Genomic DNA, 19,510 nt, shown 5'->3' with positions numbered 1-19,510 from the left:
TTGGCGTCCTGTACCTTCCTGCTATCTCAGTGGTTAAACGTTTTACTTAAACTATTTTAACAAAAAAGAATCATAATGAGGGTAGTTGGTCGTAATTATCAGCGATTTGAAAGAGTTTATTTTTGAAGGCACTATTCTCCCTAGTATTCAATTTTTTGGTTTTAAAGGCATTTGTTATAAAAGTGGACTCGAATAAGGGTGTGTAAAGGAGAGAGGATGGGAGAAAACCAGAAAAATGTAAACGAAAATTACACTCATAATACAGTTTAAACTATGACAAGGTAGAATTTCACCAATTTTAAATTTTCTGCATTAGAGTGCTTCACAACTTTTTTGAGATATATCTGTGAAAATGGAAATCATTTTAGATATTTTAAAATAGTTTATAGAATTAACGCGCAATTTTTTGTTTATTTTACAATGTATGTTATGTTTGTGTAATCGATTGTATAAAGATGCATTTGTCTTTCAATCGTTTTAGTGAGTTCTATAAATCTTTTATTTAGAAACTATGAAAGTTCATTTTATCCATTTCTTTGCATTTGTATTGCTATTAGCAGGCATGACTTCATGCAAGGATAATTCATCAAAACCACAGGAATTATCAAGTGTAAAAGTTAAAGACACTTTAGCTGATCAATTATGGTCTGTACAAATGGCAGAGTCTATTATGAAGCGTAACCCACAGGCTTATCAAATAGATGGTAGAGATGATGCTAAATGGGATTATGTACACGGTTTAGTCTTAAAGGGTTTTGTAGATTTATATGAAGTATCTGGTCGCGAAAGATATTATGATTATGCAGCGCAATATACAGACACACTTATTGCTGAAGATGGTACTATTGCAACATACAAATTAGAAGATTACAACATAGATATGATTAATGCAGGAAAATTATTGTTTCCTATCTATACAAAATCTCAAAATGATAAATACCTAAAAGCAATGCAGCTTTTAATGAAACAACTGGCAGATCATCCTAAAACATCCCAGGGTGGTTTCTGGCATAAAAAACGCTATCCTTCTCAAATGTGGTTAGATGGCCTTTATATGGGAGCACCTTTCTATGCAGAATATACTAAAACATTTGAAGAGGGTAAGAGTCTTGATGATGTTGCACTACAATTTGAATTAATTCAAAAAAATGCATTAGATGCAGAAACCGGTTTGCTTTACCACGGTTGGGATGAAAGTAAAGAGCAGAAGTGGGCGAATCCTGAAACCGGAGTTTCACCTCATTTTTGGTCGAGATCATTAGGCTGGTATGCTATGGCTTTAGTAGATGTACTTGATTATTTTCCTGAAGAGCATCCTAAGAGAGCAGAACTAATTTCCTATTTAAATAATCTTGCTGAGGCAATAGTTGCTTTTCAGGATGAGAGCGGTTTATGGTATCAGGTAACTAATTTAGGTGATAAAGAAGGTAATTATCTTGAGGCTTCCGGTAGTGCAATGTTTGCATATTCATTTGCTAAGGGAGCTAATAAAGGCTATTTAGATGCTAAATTTAAGGATGCAGCAAATAAAGCATTTGATGGGTTAATAAACCAACTTATCGTAAGAGATGAAGATGGTACGATTACCCTAACTCAGGTTTGTGCGGTAGCCGGTCTTGGTGGCGATCCCTACCGGGACGGTTCTTTTGAATATTACGTAAACGAGCGTAAGCAGGATAATGATCCTAAGGGTACAGGACCTTTCATAATGGCAGCATTACAATTAGAGCGTTAATAATTATTCAAATACATAAGAATATGAAATCAAGATTTTTAGTTGGGGCTTTTGCAGTTTTAGCATTCACAGCCTGTAAAGAAAATAAAGACGATAAAGCTGAAAATGAAATTAAGGAAGTTTCGGTAGATAAGAAAGGAAAAACCTACGCCGAGGTTTCTATAAAAGAAGGCGGAAGCTGGAATATGGAGACCAGAGAATATCTGCAGGGAAGTTTTAAAAATGTTGACTTTTTGGAGGTTCCAGAAGCCCATACAGATCATTCTTGGTATATACGTTACGAAGGTCCCGGTTGGGAAAATAAGCAGGTAGCGTACCGTTTATATTTAGACTGGCGTAATGCACTCGATATATTTGGGAAACGCGTAGATACCTTAGTGTTACCCTATGTGGGTCAGGATGGTTTTGACTCGTATCATGAAAATGCACCCTGGGGACAAGACATTTTAAAAGCCGGTAAATCTATGGGTATAGGTGGTTATGGGCGTTTTACAGGAGATACGATAGCACATTTTAATACGGTAGAAAAAACTACGGCTAAAGTTGATAATTCAGATGAGGCTTCTTCAGTAACCATTAATTATACAGGTTGGAAAACAGGAGAGGTGATTACTGATCTTAAATCTGAAATAAGCATTTTTCCTGAAGACCGTTTCTTAAAAATAAGCTTAACTCCCGGCTCTGCTATAGACGGCTTAGCAACAGGTATTGTGAAGTTTGATGATATCGCGCGTATTGAGCAGACTAGTGAAAATGGTAAGTGGGCCTATATAGCAACCTATGGAAAACAAACACTTGCAGGGGTAGATGATCAATTAGGTATGGCATTATTTTATAATACAGAACAAGCTACAGTTACAGAAGGACCTCACGATCATTTAGTAGTTTTTAAACCTTCTTTAGAACCGCAGACGTATTATATTATAGCAGCGTGGGATCAGGAAAAAGACGGTATAACCAGTGAAGAAAGCTTTAAACTAGACATAAAACTGAAACTTCAAAAGCTAGATGCAGAAGGTGTACTAGAATAATTGCCTACGACTTACCACACAGTACAGGATGAGCCCTAAAAAATCTAAACTTATTTTTAGAGCAGTTCAATAATTAAGTAAGAACGGTAATAAATCAAAAATGTATATTTTACATTTAAAAAAGGATTCGTAAATTACCGTCTTTAAGAAATTACAATATTTAAAATAACAACCATGACAAACTCAGAATTTAGATACGCACACCATCCGGAAGATGTAAAAAGATATACTACTCAAGAACTTAGAGCGCATTTCTTAATTCCGAATGTGTTTGTGAAAGATGAGATAAATCTAACCTATACGATGTATGACCGTTACATCGCGGGCGGTGCGTTCCCGGTAAGCAAAGCTTTAAAGTTAGAGCCTATAGATGATTTAAAGGCCGAAAATTTCTTAGATCGTCGGGAATTAGGAGTTATCAATGTAGGCGGTAAAGGTAAAATCACTGTTGATGGTACTGTTTATGAACTTTTACACAAGGAAGCACTATATATAGGAAAAGGAGTCAAAGAAGTGATTTTTGAAGCAACAGAAGAGCAGCCATATTTCTATATAAATTCAGCTCCCGCACATCACGCGTATCCTACCAAGAAAGTAACTAAGAACGAAGCAGAAATTGTTGAATTAGGCGACACAAAATATTCTAATAAACGTACTATAAACAAGCTTCTTGTAAACAGCGTTGTAGATACTTGCCAACTACAAATGGGAATGACAGAGTTAGCTCCCGGAAATGTATGGAACACAATGCCGGCGCATACCCATACACGCAGAATGGAAGTGTATTTCTATTTTGATCTTGAAGAGGGGCAGACCATTAGCCACTTTATGGGGCAACCAGACGAAACCCGTCATATATTTATGAAAAACCACCAGGCAGTAATATCACCAGAATGGTCTATTCATTCAGGTGCAGGGACTTCTAACTATACCTTTATTTGGGGAATGGCAGGCGAGAATATGGATTATGGAGATATGGATGGCGTTTCACCAGAAGATTTAAAATAACATGAGTTTATTCAGTTTAGAAGGTAAAACAGCTTTAGTTACAGGCTGTAAAAGAGGAATAGGTTTCGCAATGGCGGAAGCTCTTGCAGAAGCGGGAGCAGATATTCTGGGAGTTTCAGCATCTTTAGAAACCTCAGGCTCTGCAATTGAAAAAGCAGTTTTAGCAACCGGAAGAAAATTTACCGGCTATCAATGTGATTTTTCAGATCGTAAATCACTCTATGCTTTTATAGAAAAAGTAAAAGCAGAAAATCCTACAATAGATATTTTAGTGAATAATGCAGGTACCATTTTGCGCGCTCCTGCAGCAGAACACAGCGATGAATACTGGGATAAAGTAATTGAAGTAAATCAAAATGCACAGTTTATTTTAAGTAGGGAGTTGGGCAAAGAAATGATAAAAAGAGGTAGTGGTAAAGTGATTTTTACCGCTTCACTTTTAACATTTCAAGGCGGAATTACGGTTCCAGGCTATGCAGCTTCAAAAGGTGCTATAGGTCAACTTACAATGGCGTTGTCTAATGAGTGGGCAGGTAAGGGAGTTCAGGTAAATGCAATCGCTCCGGGATATATCGCAACAGATAATACAGAAGCATTGCGCGACGATCCTGAGCGTAGTTCTTCAATTTTAGGAAGAATTCCTGCTGGCAGATGGGGACAGCCAGATGATTTTAAAGGCCCTATAATATTTTTAGCTTCAAAAGCCAGCGATTATATGAGTGGTCATGTGATGACTGTAGACGGTGGCTGGATGGGTAGATAATTTTTTATTCCATAGATAAAATCTCTTTTTTAGATCGTAATACGTTAATACAAATGAGTTCAACTAAGACGTCAAATCACGTAAATAGCACGTTTATCACAGATAATTTTTTACTGCAAAACAAATTTGCAGAAGATTTGTATCATAATTATGCTGCTTCACAGCCTATAATAGATTATCACAATCATTTGCCACCTGCAGAGATTCTTGCAGACCATCAGTTTAAAAATCTTACTCAGGTTTGGTTAAAAGGAGATCATTATAAATGGCGTGCAATGCGTGCGTTAGGTATAGATGAACGTTTTATTACCGGTGATGCTACAGATGAAGAGAAGTTTTTAGCCTGGGCAAAAACGGTTCCGCATACCCTGCGTAACCCATTATATCACTGGACGCATTTAGAATTAAAACGCTATTTTGATATTGATGAATTGCTAAATGAAGAAACCGGACCGGCTATTTATAAAGAGGTAAACCGAAAGCTTCAAACTCCTGAGTATAGCGTACACGGGCTGCTTAAAAAAATGAATGTAGAGACCGTTTGTACAACAGAAGACCCTCTAGATTCACTCGAATTTCACAAAGCTTTTGATGCTAAAAAAGCCGGACTCAAAATGAGTACCGCATTTAGACCAGATAAAGCAATCTTAATAGAAGCTGATACTTACAATGCATACCTTGATGATTTAGCAGATGTTTCGGGGGTGCGTATTGATGCTTATGAAGACTTAAAAGAAGCATTACGTAAGCGTATCGAATATTTTAATGAAAATGGATGTATGCTTTGTGATCACGGTTTAAATTATGTTTCCTGGGAGCCGGTATCAGAAGAAGAGGTCAAGCAACTATTTAAAAAACGAAGAGGCGGTGCTCAATTAACACATCTCGAAGCAGAACAATTTAAAACCGCAATTCTGGTATTTTTAGGAGAAGCCTATCACGAATTTGGGTGGGTACAGCAGTTTCATTTAGGTGCATTGCGTAATAACAATAAGCGTATGCTTAGCCAGTTAGGGCCAGATACCGGTTGGGATTCTATAGGAGATTATAAGCAGGCAGAAGGTTTATCAAACTTTTTAAATGCGCTTGATAGTAAAGACAAATTAACAAAGACCATCATCTACAACCTTAATCCTGCAGACAATGAGATTTTTGCAACGATGATAGGCAACTTTAATGATGGTAGTGTACGAGGCAAAGTGCAATGGGGATCTGGCTGGTGGTTTTTAGACCAGAAAGACGGTATGGAAAAACAACTGAATGCGCTTTCTAATATGGGGCTGGTAAGTTGTTTTATAGGTATGCTTACAGACAGCAGGAGCTTTTTATCGTTTCCGCGTCACGAGTATTTTAGACGTATACTTTGTAATTTATTAGGTAAAGAAATGGCCGCGGGAGAGATTCCAAAAGATATGGATCTGGTAGGTAAAATGGTAGCAAATATAAGTTATCATAATGCTAAGAATTATTTCAACTTTTAAATTTAATGGCTGAAACCAAAAATATAGTAACCTTTGGGGAAGTGTTGTTGCGTCTTTCTCCTGCAGAGAATCGCAAATTAATGCAGGCAACTTCTTTAGACTTTTTCTTTGGAGGTACAGAGATGAATGTAGGCGCTTCATTATCGTATTTAGGCGAATCAGTTAAGCATATTACTGCAGTTTCTAATGATCTGGTAGGTGATGCAGCTATCGCAAGTATGCGTCAATACGGTCTAGATGTTTCTTCGGTACAAAAGGTAAATCATCCCATAGGTCAATATTTACTTGAAGTAGGCTCGGGAATGCGTAGCAGCCAGATCGCTTATAACAGACTCAACGGCTCTTTTGCTAATATTCAGGATATAGATTGGGATACTCAATTTGAAGATGCAGATTTCTTTCACTGGACCGGGATTTCACCCGCAATTTCAGAAGGGGCATACCAGGCTTTAAAAGCGGCTTTAGTTTCCGCGAATGCGAAAGGAATACATATTACCGCAGATCCTGCATACCGAAGTAATTTATGGCAATATGGCCGTAATGGTCAGGAAGTTTTAAAAGAACTGGTAAGCTTATCTACAATTTTCATTGGGGGTGTTAATGAGATTAATGAGATTTTAGGAACTTCATTTAAACTCGATAAGGACGGCTTTATTGAAGCTAGTAAACACCTTATGAATGCCTGTCCCAATATCACACAGGTTTTTGATAAAATACGTACCGGTGTAAGTGCCTCGTGGCAGAAAATTTACGGCAGAGCCTGGGTTGAAAACACCTATTTAGAAACGTCAGAATTAGAGATAACACAAGTGGTAGATCGTATAGGTACCGGTGATGCGTATGCAGCAGGGCTTATTTATGGCCTAAGACATTTTGATGCCGAAAAAGCGCTTGATTTTGCAAATGCTGCCTGTGCTTTAAAGCATACCATTTTAGGAGATGTAAACCTTGTTTCGGTAGCAGAAATTACTGAAGTGATGCAAGGAAATACTGGAGGAAGAATTAAAAGATAATATAAATAATGGCAAAATATACGCGAATAGAAGCGGTAACCCGAATGCACGAAAACGGAATTGTTCCGGTTTTTTATCATCAGGATATCGAAGTTTGTAAACAGATTTTAAAAGCCTGTTATGAAGGTGGATCTCGAGTTTTTGAGTTCACAAATAGGGGAGATTATGCACACGAGGTTTTTGGCGAATTGAATAAATATGCTAAGGCAAACCTTGATGGAATGATCTTAGGTGTTGGATCTGTTTTAGATGCCGGTACAACTTCATTATACTTGCAATTAGGTGCAGATTTTATAGTTTCTCCTATAGTAAATGCAGAAATGGCAAAGGCTTGCAACCGTAGAAAAGTAGGATGGATGCCCGGCTGTGGTTCGGTTACTGAAATCTCATATGCTGAAGAATTAGGTGCTGAGGTAGTTAAGATCTTTCCGGGCCAGCAAGTAGGTGGGCCAGAGTTCGTAAAAGCTGTTAAGGGCCCCTTGCCGTGGGCGAGTATTATGCCTACCGGTGGTGTAAGTCCTACCGAAGAGAATTTAAAGTCCTGGTTTAATGCCGGTGTGCATTGTGTAGGTATTGGCTCAAAACTCTTTATTAAGAATGCAGATGGTGCCTTTGATTACACCGCAATAACAGCAAAAATTGAAGAAGCTCTTGATCTTGTAAAAAAGATTAGATCATGAACATTTACTCAAAATATATAGTATTCTTCTTAAGTACAGTATTACTGTTAAGTAGTTTTAGTTGTGCCGAAATAAGTGATACGCGGGTTATTAAACTTGCTCACGGCCTAGATGTTACACATCCCGTACATAAAGCAATGGTCTTTATGGGAGAGCGCCTTGAAGAAAAATCTGGAGGTAAATTATCTCTAGATATTTATCCCAGCCAGCAATTAGGTTCAGAACGCGAGTGTCTAGAACTTTTACAGATAGGAAGTCTGGGAATGACAAAAGTTTCAACAGGAGTTTTAGAAAATTTTGCACCTCAATTAAAGGTTTTTGGACTGCCATTTTTGTTTAGAGATGCAGACCACCGTTTTGCAGTTTTAGAAGGTCCTATAGGCGAAGAATTATTAAATGCTAGTATTCCGCAACGACTTAAAGGCTTAACATTTTATGATGCCGGTAGTAGAAGTTTTTATACAAAAGAGCCGGTAGAACATCCTGAAGATTTAAAAGGATTAAAGTTGCGTGTGATGGAAAGTCAGACCGCGATGAATATGGTTAAAAGTTTAGGAGGCTCTCCTACACCTATCGCCTGGGGAGAGTTATATACAGCATTGCAACAGGGTGTTGTAGACGGTGCCGAAAATAACTTACCTAGTTTTTATCTATCTCATCACTACGAGGTTTGTAAATACTTTATCGTTGACGAGCATACCGCTTTACCAGACGAATTATTAATAAGTACGGTAATCTGGAATAAGCTTTCTCAACAGGAACAAAAGTGGGTAAAAGAAGCTGCGATGGAGTCTCTAGAATATGAGAAAAAAATCTGGCACGAGGCCGAAATGGAAGCACTAAGTGAAATTCAAAAAGCGGGGGTAAAAATTATTAGACCAGAGAAAGAACCCTTTAGAGCATTAGTGCAACCTATGTACACTGAATTTGAACAGAATCCCGAGATGAAAAAATTAATCGAAGCCATTCAAGCGGTAAAGAGTGAATAGTATGAAAAAAACATTAGATAAAATTTTAGGTTCGATTTTGGTTTTTTTGATGGCCTCAATCGTTATAGCAGTTCTTTGGCAGGTATTCTCAAGATATGTATTGCAATCTGCGAGTTCGTTTACCGAAGAGATTGCACGCTATCTGTTAATTTGGATAGGTATTCTGGGAGCTGCTTATGCTTCAGGACAGCAAGAGCATCTGGCAATTAATATTCTTCCGCCCAAATTAAATCCTGAAAACCGCATAAAGCTGCGTATCGGCATTAATATTTTGATTATGCTCTTTGCATTTTTTGCATTAATCATAGGTGGAGGTAATTTAGTGTATGTTAATTACGAGTTGGGACAATATTCTGCTGCTTTAGGTTTGCCTTTAGGAGTTGTGTATATGGTTCTTCCCATTAGTGGGATTTTAGTTATTATATATAAAGCTATAGAATTAGCGAACCCAAAAAAATACTTGTTATCATGATTGAAATTTTAATTCTTGTACTCGTGTTTTTTGTATTGCTGGCAATAGGAGTTCCGGTGGCTTGGTCTATTGGGATCTCGTGTTTACTTACCATCATGGTTTCTATAGATTCATTGGCTAGTTTTACTACCATTGCACAGCGTATGGCAACTGGTCTCGATAGTTTTTCACTCCTCGCAATACCGCTATTTGTACTGGCAGGACAAATAATGAATCAGGGGGGTATTGCCCTACGGCTTATAAATTTTGCAAAGGCTTTAATGGGGGCTTTACCGGGGGGTCTTATCTATGTTAATGTAATTGCTGCGATGCTTTTTGGAGCAATCTCAGGTTCTGCAGTAGCGGCAACATCTGCAATAGGTGGTATTTTAGGACCTTTTATGGAAAAAGAGAACTACTCTAAAGAATTTGGTGCAGCAATAAACATCACGGCCTCTACTACTGGATTAGTGATACCTCCTTCAAATGTACTTATTGTTTATTCTTTAGCGAGTGGTGGTGTTTCTATCGCATCTTTATTTCTTGCGGGTTATATACCTGGTATTTTAATGGGATTAGCCCTTATGGTAGTGGCGGCATTCTGGATTAAGAATAAAGGATATCCTGCAGGAGAACGTAGTAGTATGGGAGTTGTTTTGCGTACTTTTTTTGATGCGTTACCTAGTTTATTTTTATTAGTTGTAGTTATTGGCGGGATCGTTACCGGTGTATTTACCGCTACCGAAGCTTCAGGTATTGCTGTATTGTACACCTTAGTTTTATCATTCGCCTATCGCGAATTAAAAATATCAAGTTTAAAAAGTATCTTTTTAAGTTCGGTAGGTACAACGGCGATTGTAATGTTACTAATTGCGACTTCTATGAGTATGTCGTGGGTGATGTCTTTTGAAAATATTCCGCAGAACGTAAGCGCAGCTTTATTGGCACTTAGCGATAATAAGTTTGTGATACTTATTATCATAAACGTCTTACTACTTTTTGTAGGTACGTTTATGGATATGACTCCAGCTGTTTTAATTTTTACACCTATTTTCTTACCTGTGGTAACAAGTATGGGCGTAGATCCTGTGCAGTTTGGTATTATGATGGTAATGAATTTGTGTGTAGGATTATGTACACCACCGGTGGGAGCCGTTCTTTTTATTGGAGTAGGGGTAGCAAAAACATCAATTCAAAAAATCATGAAACCGCTTTTACCGCTTTATGCAGTAATGGCTATCGTTTTACTTTTAGTAACATTTATACCGGCAATCAGTCTTTGGTTACCTTCTTTATTTGAATAATTTAAATCCCTAACGTAAACAACCCGATGAAAAATTTAACCAGACAAAACTCAGGATATACTGAAAAACTACCCATTAAGGTTATTCAATATGGAGAGGGTAATTTTTTAAGAGCTTTTGTAGATTATATTATAGATAAACTCAACAAAGAAGCCCAGTTTAATGCAGGTGTTGCTGTAATACAGCCACTCGCAGGAGGACTAATACAAATGCTTAATGAGCAGGATGGTCTCTATAATCTGTTTTTAAAAGGAATTAAAAATGGTAGTGAGACCGAAGAAATTCATACCATTTCGTGTATTCAAAAAGGGATTAATCCATATGAAGATTATGCGGCTTATTTAGCATTAGCTGAAGAAGAAGCGTTAGAATTTTTGATTTCTAATACTACAGAGGCAGGTATAAGTTATGATGATCAGGATACGCTGGAAGGTGCTCCGCATAATAGTTTTCCTGCAAAAGTGACTGCATTGCTTTATAAACGCTTTAAGCACTTTAAGGGAGCTGCAGATAAAGGTCTGACCATTATTCCGTGTGAATTAATTAATCACAATGCAGATACACTTAAGAAAATAATTTTGCAGTATGCAGACTTATGGGAGCTTAGCGATGATTTTAAATCCTGGATTGAAATTCACAACAGTTTTCACAATACATTAGTAGATCGTATTGTACCCGGCTATCCTAAAGACGATATAGAATTATATCAAAGTCAGCTAGAATTTAAAGATAATTTGATTGTTTCTGCAGAGACTTTTTTACTGTGGGTTATTGAAGGTGGAGCAGCTTTAAAGGCTAAAATTCCCTTTGATAAAATAGATGAGAATATTCTCGTCGTTGATGATATGCAGCCGTATAGAACGCGTAAAGTACGTATTTTAAATGGTGCACATACTACTATGGTCCCTTTTTCTATTTTGTATGGTAACGATACGGTAAAAGAAACGATAGACAATTCTTTTACAGGAACCTTTGTACGTGATGCAGTATTCAATGAGATTAATCACACATTAGATTTACCTGACGAAGAACTTAACACGTTTGCAGATGCAGTATTTGATCGATTCAGAAATCCGTTTATAAAGCACCAACTTTCGAGTATAGCACTTAATACTGTTTCTAAATTTAAGGTTCGTGTTTTACCAAGTTTATTAGCTTATCACGAAAAATACAATCGATTACCAATAAATCTTACCTTTGCACTAGCGTGTTTAATTCGGTTTTATAGAGGCAGCTATAAAGAGCAGTCTTTACCTGTACAGGATGATGCTGAAGTGGTTGCTGTATTTAATAAATTATGGTCGACTCATGATTATAAACTTATTGCACATGAAGTTCTGAGTTATACAGCATTTTGGGATCAGGATTTAACTAAAGTTGATGATCTTGAAGATCAAATCACAAAAGCATTAGAGCTAATTGATGCACACGGCATAGAAGAAGGATACAATAAATTTAAGGGTTAAAATTGGCCTTTTTAATATAGAATAAAATGATAAGTAAGCTTATAAAAGTACATCCCAGCGATAATGTAGCCGTAGCACTTGTAGATTTATATACGGGAGATAGCTTACAATTTGAGGGAAAAACACTTTTGGTATTAGACGACTGTAAAGCGAAGCATAAAATTTCGTTAGTTGATCTCGCTCCAGGAGATTCGATTTATATGTACGGTGTTTTAGTGGGTAAGGCTTTAAGTCAGATACCAGTGGGCGGAGTACTTACTACTCAAAATGTAAAACATGAGGCAAATTCGGTATCTCAAAAAACAGAAACTACTTCGTGGACAGCTCCAGATATCACCAAATGGAAAGACCGAACCTTTATGGGATACCATCGAGAAGACGGGCAGGTAGGGACCGCAAATGTATGGCTGTTTTTTCCATTGGTATTTTGTGAAAACCGAAATATCGAATTATTAAAAGATGTTTTTGAAAAAGAACTTTCATTTCATAAAGCTAGCCGTCAACGCCAATTATTGCGCAACCTAATACAGGGTGTACCCGAAGATACCGCGGTAGTAGAAATTGAAGAAGAGCAAGCTATTTTTGATAATATTGAGGTGAAATTTATAACCCATCAGGGTGGTTGTGGGGGTATTCGACAGGATGCTGTCGCACTTTCAAAATTACTGGCAGGTTATGTAAATAACCCTAATGTTGCCGGGGCAACTGTATTGAGTTTGGGTTGTCAAAACCTGCAAATAGACATCTTTAAAAATGCTCTTGCGGGTATAACTTCAGATGTAAAAAAGCCTGTTTTAATTTATGAGCAGCAAGCTGAAGGAACTGTTGATGCGATGCTTGCCAGGATAATTAAAGATTCTTTTGAAGGTATTAAAAAAGCTAATGGCATTCAGCGCAAGCCTGCGTCTATTGCCAAGTTAAAAATGGGATTAGAATGTGGTGGTTCTGATGGGTTTTCGGGTATATCAGCTAATCCTGCATTAGGATATGCTTCAGATTTGCTGGCAGCAGTAGGAGGCTCTCCTATACTTTCAGAATTTCCTGAATTATGTGGCGTAGAGCAAGAACTGGTTAATCGTTGCGTTAACGACGAAGATGCATCCCGTTTTATGCAACTGATGAAAGCTTATGAAAAATCTGCTATCGATGCAGGTTCTGGCTTTGATATGAATCCGTCACCAGGGAACATCAAAGATGGCTTAATTACAGATGCGATGAAATCTGCAGGTGCAGCAAAAAAAGGTGGCACATCACCTATACAGGCGATATTAGATTACGGCGAATACGTAACTAAACCGGGATTAAACCTGTTATGCACACCAGGAAATGATGTAGAAAGTACAACGGCTATGGTAGGTTCTGGAGCTACAGTTGTAGTATTTACAACCGGGTTAGGAACACCTACAGGAAACCCAATTGCTCCGGTTTTAAAGGTAGCTTCAAACAGTACACTTGCCAGACGTATGCCAGATATTATAGATATAGATAGCGGTGGGGTTATACGTGGCGAAAAAACCATTGAAGAGATGGGAGAAGAAATTCTAGAATACGTAATACAGGTTGCAAGTGGTGCAATTGAATCTAAAGCAGATATTCTGGGGCAAGACGATTTTATTCCGTGGAAAAGGGGCGTCTCCTTATAATTTAAAAAATAGCGTTAATAACTACTAAGGGAGTTACAGATTTACTGCAACTCCCTTTTTTAATGAAGTCTCACGTTCATAAAGTTCTGGCATCAAAACTACCTTTTTCTCAACTTTAAGGCTTTTAGATTGTTCATTTATTTGTTCTAGAAAAACCTGTGCAGCAATTTGGCCCATCAGCATAGGAGTTTGACCAACACTGGTTAACGGGCACTCCAGATATTTTGTAAAAGGTTCATTACTAAAACCTACCACGCCTACCTCTTCGGGTATTTTTATTCCGCGGCTGCGTAGTTCTCGTAATCCACCCAGAGCTACATAATCGCTGGCCGAAAAGAAAGCATCAAATTTTATATTCTTATCAAGAAGCTCTTTTACAGCGTCAATACCCGCTTCAACGGTGCTGCTAACCTCTAAAATGAGGTTTTCATTTATAGCTATATCATAGGCTTTTAAGGCTGCAATATAACCGTCATAACGATGCTTGTATATTTCTAATTTAGGATCACCACCTATATGTACAATTTGTTTATATCCTTGTTGAATTAAATGCTCTGTCGCCATAAAAGCACCTTCAAAATCATTTATGGTAACCGAACTGACACCTTTAATATTTTTTTTACGGTCAAAAAAGATAAGCGGTACGCCGTCGTCCTGTATTTCCTGAATATGAGATAAGTCTTCTGTTGTTTTAGAAACCGAAATAAAAATACCGTCTATATGCGTGTTGAGTAGGGTTTTAATCTGGCGGGCTTCATTTGCCACATCTTCGTGTGACTGGCAAATGATAACGTGATATCCTTTAGGGGTCAATTCTTCTTCAATACCGCGTATTACTGAAGCAAAAAAAGTGTGATTAATATACGGTACGACAACTCCCACGTTAAAGGTACGACCACTTTTAAGTGCGAGAGCTAAAGTATTTTGCTGGTAATTTAATTCTTTTGCCATTTTCAAGACCAGTTCTTTGGTCTTGGGACTTACCCGGTTACTATCATTTAATGCTCGGGAAACAGTCGCTGCACTGATATTTAATTTTTTTGAAATATCATAAATGGTAATCTTTTCTTTTTGGCGCATGTCGTAGGGTATGTAATCGTTTTCAATTTAAAATAAATTTTCAATTCGAGATACTTTTGCTTGTATTTATAGCATTCTTTTTTGGATTTAATGAGTAGTTTCTGACTTAAACAAATTAATTGTTTAAAATAAATGAATATTTAATAATTCTTTAAGCATTTTATTTGCATAATCATATTAAATAATTACTTTTATGCAATCGATTGTATTTTATGTTGCAATTGTGAATGCTTTAATCTTGAAAATATTTTCAATGTCTAATCAAAAAAGAAATCGATTGCGTAAAATTTCGCTGACTGTTTGCCTAATAGTTATAGGAGTATTCGTAGCATGTAAAAATCAATCTCAAACGGGGGGAATCCAGGAAGCCACAGTAGAAGTTGACCCTTGGCTAGAAGCAGACCGAATCATAGAAAAAATAGGAACTATAGAATTTCCTGACGTACAATTTATAATTACAGATTATGGTGCTGTGGCTGACGGTACAACTTTAAATACTCAGGCTTTTAAAAACGCTATTGAAAAGTGTAATGCTTCGGGCGGTGGTCGTGTAATTGTACCTGCGGGAACTTATCTAACGGGGCCTATTCATTTAAAAAGTAATGTAGACTTGCATCTTGAAAAAGGAGCAGAAGTACTGTTTACAAAAGATCACCAAGCGTATTTACCGGCGGTACACACCTCATATGAAGGTATGGAGATTATGAATTACTCCCCCTTAATTTATGCTAAAGGGCAAAAAAATATCGCAGTAACAGGAAGCGGAACGTTCAATGGACAGGCTAGCAATGAAAATTGGTGGCCATGGTCTGGAGCAGAACGTTATGGGCATCAAGAAGGTACTCCTCAACAAAAAGATGAACACAATTTGCCTACACTATTTAAAATGATTGAAGATGGTGTTGCTGTTGAAAATCGGGTTTTTGGAGCAGAACATCAATTGCGTCCTTTATTTTTTCAGACTTTAGAATGTGAAAATGTATTAATTCAGGGGGTGACATTTACTAATGCACCGTTTTGGGTTATACACCCTTTAAAATCAAAATATATAACGGTAGATGGCGTAACGGTGAACAGTCACGGTCCTAATAATGATGGTTGTGATCCAGAATATTCGAGTTATGTGCACATTACCAATTGTAAATTTAATACCGGTGATGATTGTATTGCGATCAAATCTGGTCGTAATGCAGACGGTCGTCGTGTAAATATTCCTAGTGAGAACATAGTCGTAGAAAATTGCGAAATGAAAGATGGTCATGGTGGTGTGGTAATGGGAAGTGAGATTTCGGCAGGTGTGCGGAACGTTTTTGTACGCAACTGTGTTATGAACAGTCCTAATCTTGATAGAGCAATACGCATTAAAACAAATACACTTCGTGGAGGTTTTGTCGAAAATCTTTATGTAAAAGATATTGAGGTAGGGCAGGTTAAAGAGGCTGTACTTAAAATCAATTTATATTATGGGATTTACGGAGTTCAGGAAGGGGAATTTATACCCACTATAAAAAACATAAACCTCGAGAATATTACAGTAGAAAATGGGGGAGAGTACGGTGTTTTAATTAAAGGAAGACCCGAAAAGTTGATATCGGGAATTACGTTAAAGAATGTGACTATAAATGGTGCACAACAACCCACATCAATAGAAAATTGCGAACCTATAACATACATCAATACCAAAATAAACAATACCATTATGAAATAAACCAGACTGCTTATTTAAAAATTTACACACACAATTAAACTTATTAAAATGAATTATTTAATTACTCATCTCCTCTTTCGAGGAAAAAAGAGAGGACTGTTTGTACTTGCTTTCAGTCTCTGTTCTTTATTCGGCTTTAGCCAGAATGCGCGTACCATTACAGGAACGGTTTCAGCAGCTGATGACAGTATGCCCTTACCCGGAGTTAACGTATTAGTTGAAGGTACAAATGCTGCAACTGTTACTGATTTTGATGGAAATTTTCAGTTAGAAGTTACAGGTAATGACGCAACACTTGTTGTAAGTTATGTAGGTTTTTTAACCAAACGTCTGCCGGTAGGCTCTCAAAGTAGTTTTACGATATCGTTGGAGACCGATGTTCAATCTCTAAGTGAGGTGGTTGTCGTAGGATATGGTACCGTTAAAAAGTCAGACCTTACCGGTGCAGTAGGTACGGTTGACTCAGGAAGTTTAACCGAACGTAACCTTACAAATCCTGTAGAATCTTTACAGGGGCTGGTTGCCGGTGTTGAGGTAAGTAATTCAACCGGTCGTATTGGCGATGGTTACAATATCACTATACGTGGTCAAAATTCTATTGGCGGTGGAGGTAATCCTTTATTTGTGGTTGACGGTGTACCTACAGATAATATCGATTTCCTCAATCCTCAGGATATTGAGCGTATGGATATTCTAAAGGATGCTTCCTCTACAGCGATCTATGGTTCTCGTGGGTCTAATGGTGTTGTTATCGTTACAACACGTAGTGGAGCAGGTGCAAAAGGTGGTCTTACCGTAAGTGTAGAATCATTTGTTGGAGTTAAAGATGTTGCGCGTTTACCTAAATTTATGGATCCGCAGACGTGGTGGGAATATCACCAGGGTGCTTATTTAGCTACTGCTGCTAAAGACCCAAACACCGGTGCAGTAACTGAGGCGACTTTATTTGATGCCGTTGCAGGGACAGGAAATTCAGAACTATTTAGACGTGTAGCTGCAAACCAGTCTTTTGATTGGTATGATGCTGTTTTAAAAACAGGTATTCAACAAAACACTTATGTAAATGCATCTGGAAGAGCTGAAAACGGTTTAGGTTATAACTTAGGATTAGGGTACCAGACAGAAACCGGAAACATAGAAAATGAAGAGTTAAATAAATACACGTTAAAACTAGGTGTAGATCATAAGATTAATGAGAAGTTTACCTTAGGTACTAATATTACGGTAACCTTAACAGATCAGGATCAGGGTAGTGATATAGCCATGCAGGAGGCTTTTAGACTAAATCCATTTTTAGATCCTTATGACATTGATGGAGAAACGCTATTTCCATTACCTGGAAAACTAGTTGGTCCAGACGGAAATTTTATTATAGATAAGACCAGTACGTATAATCCTCTTTTAGAAATTGAAAATGCAATCGATAACATTCGTAGATGGAATATAATTGGGAATACGTATTTTGAATATAAGCCTCTAGAATGGTTGTCCTTTAAGACCTCGCTTGCTGCAGGATATTCAGATAATCGCCGAGGAAGATCTTGGGGACCACTTACAGATACCGGTAGTAAAAACAACGATCTGTCTTCTGCTCGATTGGATCAGATACAAAACTTCAATTATACCTGGGATAACCAGTTTAATATAACGAAGACTTTTAATGAAATACATAATGTAAATCTTTTAGGTTTATACAGTATGTTTTCAGATCGTAACGAAAGTTCTTTCGCATCCTCTCGAAATATGCCTTTTGATACCAGTTTTTACAATATAGGTAGTGGGGAACAGGGCACTTATGATTTAGGTTCTAATTATTTTAAAACTACATTAAGATCCTACGCATTACGATTTAATTACTCGTATGACGATAAATATTTACTTACACTTTCTAATAGATGGGATGGTTCTTCAGTATTTCCTGAAGATAACCGTTGGGATTCATTTCCTTCAGCAGCATTGGGGTGGAATATCTCTAACGAAGATTTCTTAACCGAGTCTGCTGTTGTAAGTAACTTGAAACTTCGTGCTAGTTTTGGTTATACCGGGAATAATAAAATTAACCCGTATTCCTCATTAAATACACTAGATACACAAACGTATTATGATTATGCAGGTCAGGCTTCAAACGGATTTATATCTAACCAGATTGCAAACGCACAATTAAAGTGGGAACGTACCCGTGAATTTAACGTAGGTCTTGATTTCGGTTTATATAGAGATCGTATTACAGGTAGTATTGATGTTTATGATCGTTTATCTGATGATCTACTATTTACTCAGGATTTACCAAGTGAAACCGGTTTTGCAAATATCGCAGCAAACGTTGCTTCTGTAAGTAACCGTGGGGTAGAGATCGCACTCACAACACGCAATATTCAAACAGAAGATATCACCTGGACAACGTCGTTTACTTTTACTAAAAATACTAATGAATTACGCTCTATTTACGGGCAGGATCAGGTAGATGATGTGGGTAATAACTTGTTTATAGGAGAATCGCTAGATGCGCTTTATAATTACAAGTTTACCGGAATCTGGCAAGCAGACGAGATTGATGAAGCTGCAGGTTATGGGTTAAAAGAAGGGCAGGAAAAACTTCTCGATGTTAATGGTGACGGTAAATATACACCAGATGCAGATCGTGTTATTTTAGGATCTACAAATCCAGACTGGACGGGTAGTTTCTTTAGCTCTTTACGCGTTAAGAATTTTGACCTTTCTACTTCAGTAATTGTTACGCAGGGAGTTTTAGTTTATAGTAATTACCATGCAAATTTTGCAGATACCCGTGATCGCGGTCGTCAAAAATTAGATATAGACTGGTATATACCTGCAAACGATGCCGGTATTCCTGCCAGAGCTTCTAACACACATCCACAACCTCGTAATGAAGGTAGTTTTTGGAGAAATAATGGAGTAGGCTATTACAGAGATGCGTCTTTTGTTAAAGTAAAAAACATAGCCTTAGGATATAACTTAAGTGGTAAAGCATTAGAATCTCTTAACCTTTCGCAGCTACGCGTGTATGCTAACGTACTCAATCCATTTGTTTTTACAGAGTATGACGGGTACGATCCCGAGTGGGCAGGGGCATCACTTCAAACAGGAAGACCTAGTTATGTTACCTATCAGGTAGGTTTTAATTTAAAATTTTAAGA

The 19,510-nt window shown here is 37.4% G+C and carries 15 protein-coding genes; 14 read left to right on the top strand and 1 reads right to left on the bottom strand.

Translation table 11 applies throughout. The features are described from left to right. Positions 1-511 precede the first annotated feature (511 nt). The 12 genes from P164_RS09840 (at position 512) to P164_RS09785 (ending at position 13,564) form a co-directional block, all read left to right on the top strand. Entirely contained in the window at positions 512-1,735 is a 1,224-nt protein-coding gene (locus P164_RS09840; protein WP_028376223.1) for a glycoside hydrolase family 105 protein, read from the top strand. Positions 1,736-1,758: 23 nt separating this feature from the next. Next, positions 1,759-2,766 carry a DUF4861 family protein gene (locus P164_RS09835; protein ID WP_028376222.1) on the top strand — a complete coding sequence of 336 codons (1,008 nt, stop codon included), beginning with the start codon at positions 1,759-1,761 and terminating at the stop codon, positions 2,764-2,766. Between the two features lie 174 nt (positions 2,767-2,940). Then, complete coding sequence (gene kduI / locus P164_RS09830) at positions 2,941-3,774, top strand: 5-dehydro-4-deoxy-D-glucuronate isomerase (protein ID WP_028376221.1); 834 nt, start codon at positions 2,941-2,943, stop codon at positions 3,772-3,774. A 1-nt stretch (position 3,775) separates the two neighbouring features. After that, positions 3,776-4,537 carry an SDR family NAD(P)-dependent oxidoreductase gene (locus P164_RS09825; RefSeq protein ID WP_028376220.1) on the top strand — a complete coding sequence of 254 codons (762 nt, stop codon included), beginning with the start codon at positions 3,776-3,778 and terminating at the stop codon, positions 4,535-4,537. Between the two features lie 53 nt (positions 4,538-4,590). Further along, positions 4,591-6,018 (top strand): glucuronate isomerase, encoded by a 1,428-nt coding sequence (gene uxaC, locus P164_RS09820; RefSeq protein ID WP_028376219.1) that lies wholly within the window; start codon positions 4,591-4,593, stop codon positions 6,016-6,018. Positions 6,019-6,023: 5 nt separating this feature from the next. Further along, positions 6,024-7,031, top strand: a complete 1,008-nt coding sequence (locus P164_RS09815; RefSeq protein ID WP_028376218.1) for a sugar kinase — start codon at positions 6,024-6,026, stop codon at positions 7,029-7,031. An 8-nt stretch (positions 7,032-7,039) separates the two neighbouring features. Next, positions 7,040-7,711, top strand: coding sequence for a bifunctional 4-hydroxy-2-oxoglutarate aldolase/2-dehydro-3-deoxy-phosphogluconate aldolase (locus P164_RS09810; RefSeq protein ID WP_028376217.1), 672 nt, complete (start codon positions 7,040-7,042; stop codon positions 7,709-7,711). Next, positions 7,708-8,700: a TRAP transporter substrate-binding protein gene (locus P164_RS09805; RefSeq protein ID WP_035899735.1), complete on the top strand. Its 993-nt coding sequence runs from the start codon at positions 7,708-7,710 to the stop codon at positions 8,698-8,700. Before P164_RS09810 ends, P164_RS09805 begins: the two co-directional genes overlap by 4 nt. A gap of 1 nt (position 8,701) precedes the next feature. After that, positions 8,702-9,172, top strand: a complete 471-nt coding sequence (locus tag P164_RS09800; RefSeq protein WP_035899733.1) for a TRAP transporter small permease — start codon at positions 8,702-8,704, stop codon at positions 9,170-9,172. Further along, on the top strand, positions 9,169-10,455 hold the full coding sequence (locus tag P164_RS09795; protein WP_028376214.1) for a TRAP transporter large permease: 1,287 nt from the start codon (positions 9,169-9,171) through the stop codon (positions 10,453-10,455). Before P164_RS09800 ends, P164_RS09795 begins: the two co-directional genes overlap by 4 nt. Before the next feature lie 26 nt (positions 10,456-10,481). After that, a complete protein-coding gene (locus tag P164_RS09790) occupies positions 10,482-11,921 on the top strand; it encodes a tagaturonate reductase (RefSeq protein ID WP_028376213.1) in 1,440 nt (479 codons plus the stop codon). A 26-nt stretch (positions 11,922-11,947) separates the two neighbouring features. Further along, on the top strand, positions 11,948-13,564 hold the full coding sequence (locus P164_RS09785; RefSeq protein ID WP_028376212.1) for a UxaA family hydrolase: 1,617 nt from the start codon (positions 11,948-11,950) through the stop codon (positions 13,562-13,564). 33 nt (positions 13,565-13,597) lie between these two features. Here P164_RS09785 and P164_RS09780 read toward each other — a convergent pair whose 3' ends face one another. Next, positions 13,598-14,644 carry a LacI family DNA-binding transcriptional regulator gene (locus P164_RS09780; RefSeq protein WP_028376211.1) on the bottom strand — a complete coding sequence of 349 codons (1,047 nt, stop codon included), beginning with the start codon at positions 14,642-14,644 and terminating at the stop codon, positions 13,598-13,600. Between the two features lie 253 nt (positions 14,645-14,897). Between P164_RS09780 and P164_RS09775 the strand changes: the two genes are divergently transcribed. Together P164_RS09775 and P164_RS09770 are read left to right on the top strand one after the other, a co-directional pair. Beyond that, positions 14,898-16,352, top strand: coding sequence for a glycoside hydrolase family 28 protein (locus P164_RS09775; RefSeq protein ID WP_051621409.1), 1,455 nt, complete (start codon positions 14,898-14,900; stop codon positions 16,350-16,352). Between the two features lie 48 nt (positions 16,353-16,400). Next, a complete protein-coding gene (locus P164_RS09770; protein ID WP_035899731.1) occupies positions 16,401-19,508 on the top strand; it encodes a SusC/RagA family TonB-linked outer membrane protein in 3,108 nt (1,035 codons plus the stop codon). Positions 19,509-19,510 lie beyond the last annotated feature (2 nt).

The sequence above is a fragment of the Leeuwenhoekiella sp. MAR_2009_132 genome (genome assembly GCF_000687915.1).
Lineage (GTDB): Bacteria > Bacteroidota > Bacteroidia > Flavobacteriales > Flavobacteriaceae > Leeuwenhoekiella.
This window is presented reverse-complemented; position numbering and strand designations above follow the sequence as displayed.

Bases quoted from the DNA above. Each gene is read 5' to 3' on its own strand.
- P164_RS09840 (WP_028376223.1), top strand. From the start codon at position 512: ATGAAAGTTCATTTTATCCATTTCTTTGCATTTGTATTGCTATTAGCA.
- P164_RS09835 (WP_028376222.1), top strand. From the start codon at position 1,759: ATGAAATCAAGATTTTTAGTTGGGGCTTTTGCAGTTTTAGCATTCACA.
- kduI (WP_028376221.1), top strand. From the start codon at position 2,941: ATGACAAACTCAGAATTTAGATACGCACACCATCCGGAAGATGTAAAA.
- P164_RS09825 (WP_028376220.1), top strand. From the start codon at position 3,776: ATGAGTTTATTCAGTTTAGAAGGTAAAACAGCTTTAGTTACAGGCTGT.
- uxaC (WP_028376219.1), top strand. From the start codon at position 4,591: ATGAGTTCAACTAAGACGTCAAATCACGTAAATAGCACGTTTATCACA.
- P164_RS09815 (WP_028376218.1), top strand. From the start codon at position 6,024: ATGGCTGAAACCAAAAATATAGTAACCTTTGGGGAAGTGTTGTTGCGT.
- P164_RS09810 (WP_028376217.1), top strand. From the start codon at position 7,040: ATGGCAAAATATACGCGAATAGAAGCGGTAACCCGAATGCACGAAAAC.
- P164_RS09805 (WP_035899735.1), top strand. From the start codon at position 7,708: ATGAACATTTACTCAAAATATATAGTATTCTTCTTAAGTACAGTATTA.
- P164_RS09800 (WP_035899733.1), top strand. From the start codon at position 8,702: ATGAAAAAAACATTAGATAAAATTTTAGGTTCGATTTTGGTTTTTTTG.
- P164_RS09795 (WP_028376214.1), top strand. From the start codon at position 9,169: ATGATTGAAATTTTAATTCTTGTACTCGTGTTTTTTGTATTGCTGGCA.
- P164_RS09790 (WP_028376213.1), top strand. From the start codon at position 10,482: ATGAAAAATTTAACCAGACAAAACTCAGGATATACTGAAAAACTACCC.
- P164_RS09785 (WP_028376212.1), top strand. From the start codon at position 11,948: ATGATAAGTAAGCTTATAAAAGTACATCCCAGCGATAATGTAGCCGTA.
- P164_RS09780 (WP_028376211.1), bottom strand. From the start codon at position 14,644: ATGCGCCAAAAAGAAAAGATTACCATTTATGATATTTCAAAAAAATTA.
- P164_RS09775 (WP_051621409.1), top strand. From the start codon at position 14,898: ATGTCTAATCAAAAAAGAAATCGATTGCGTAAAATTTCGCTGACTGTT.
- P164_RS09770 (WP_035899731.1), top strand. From the start codon at position 16,401: ATGAATTATTTAATTACTCATCTCCTCTTTCGAGGAAAAAAGAGAGGA.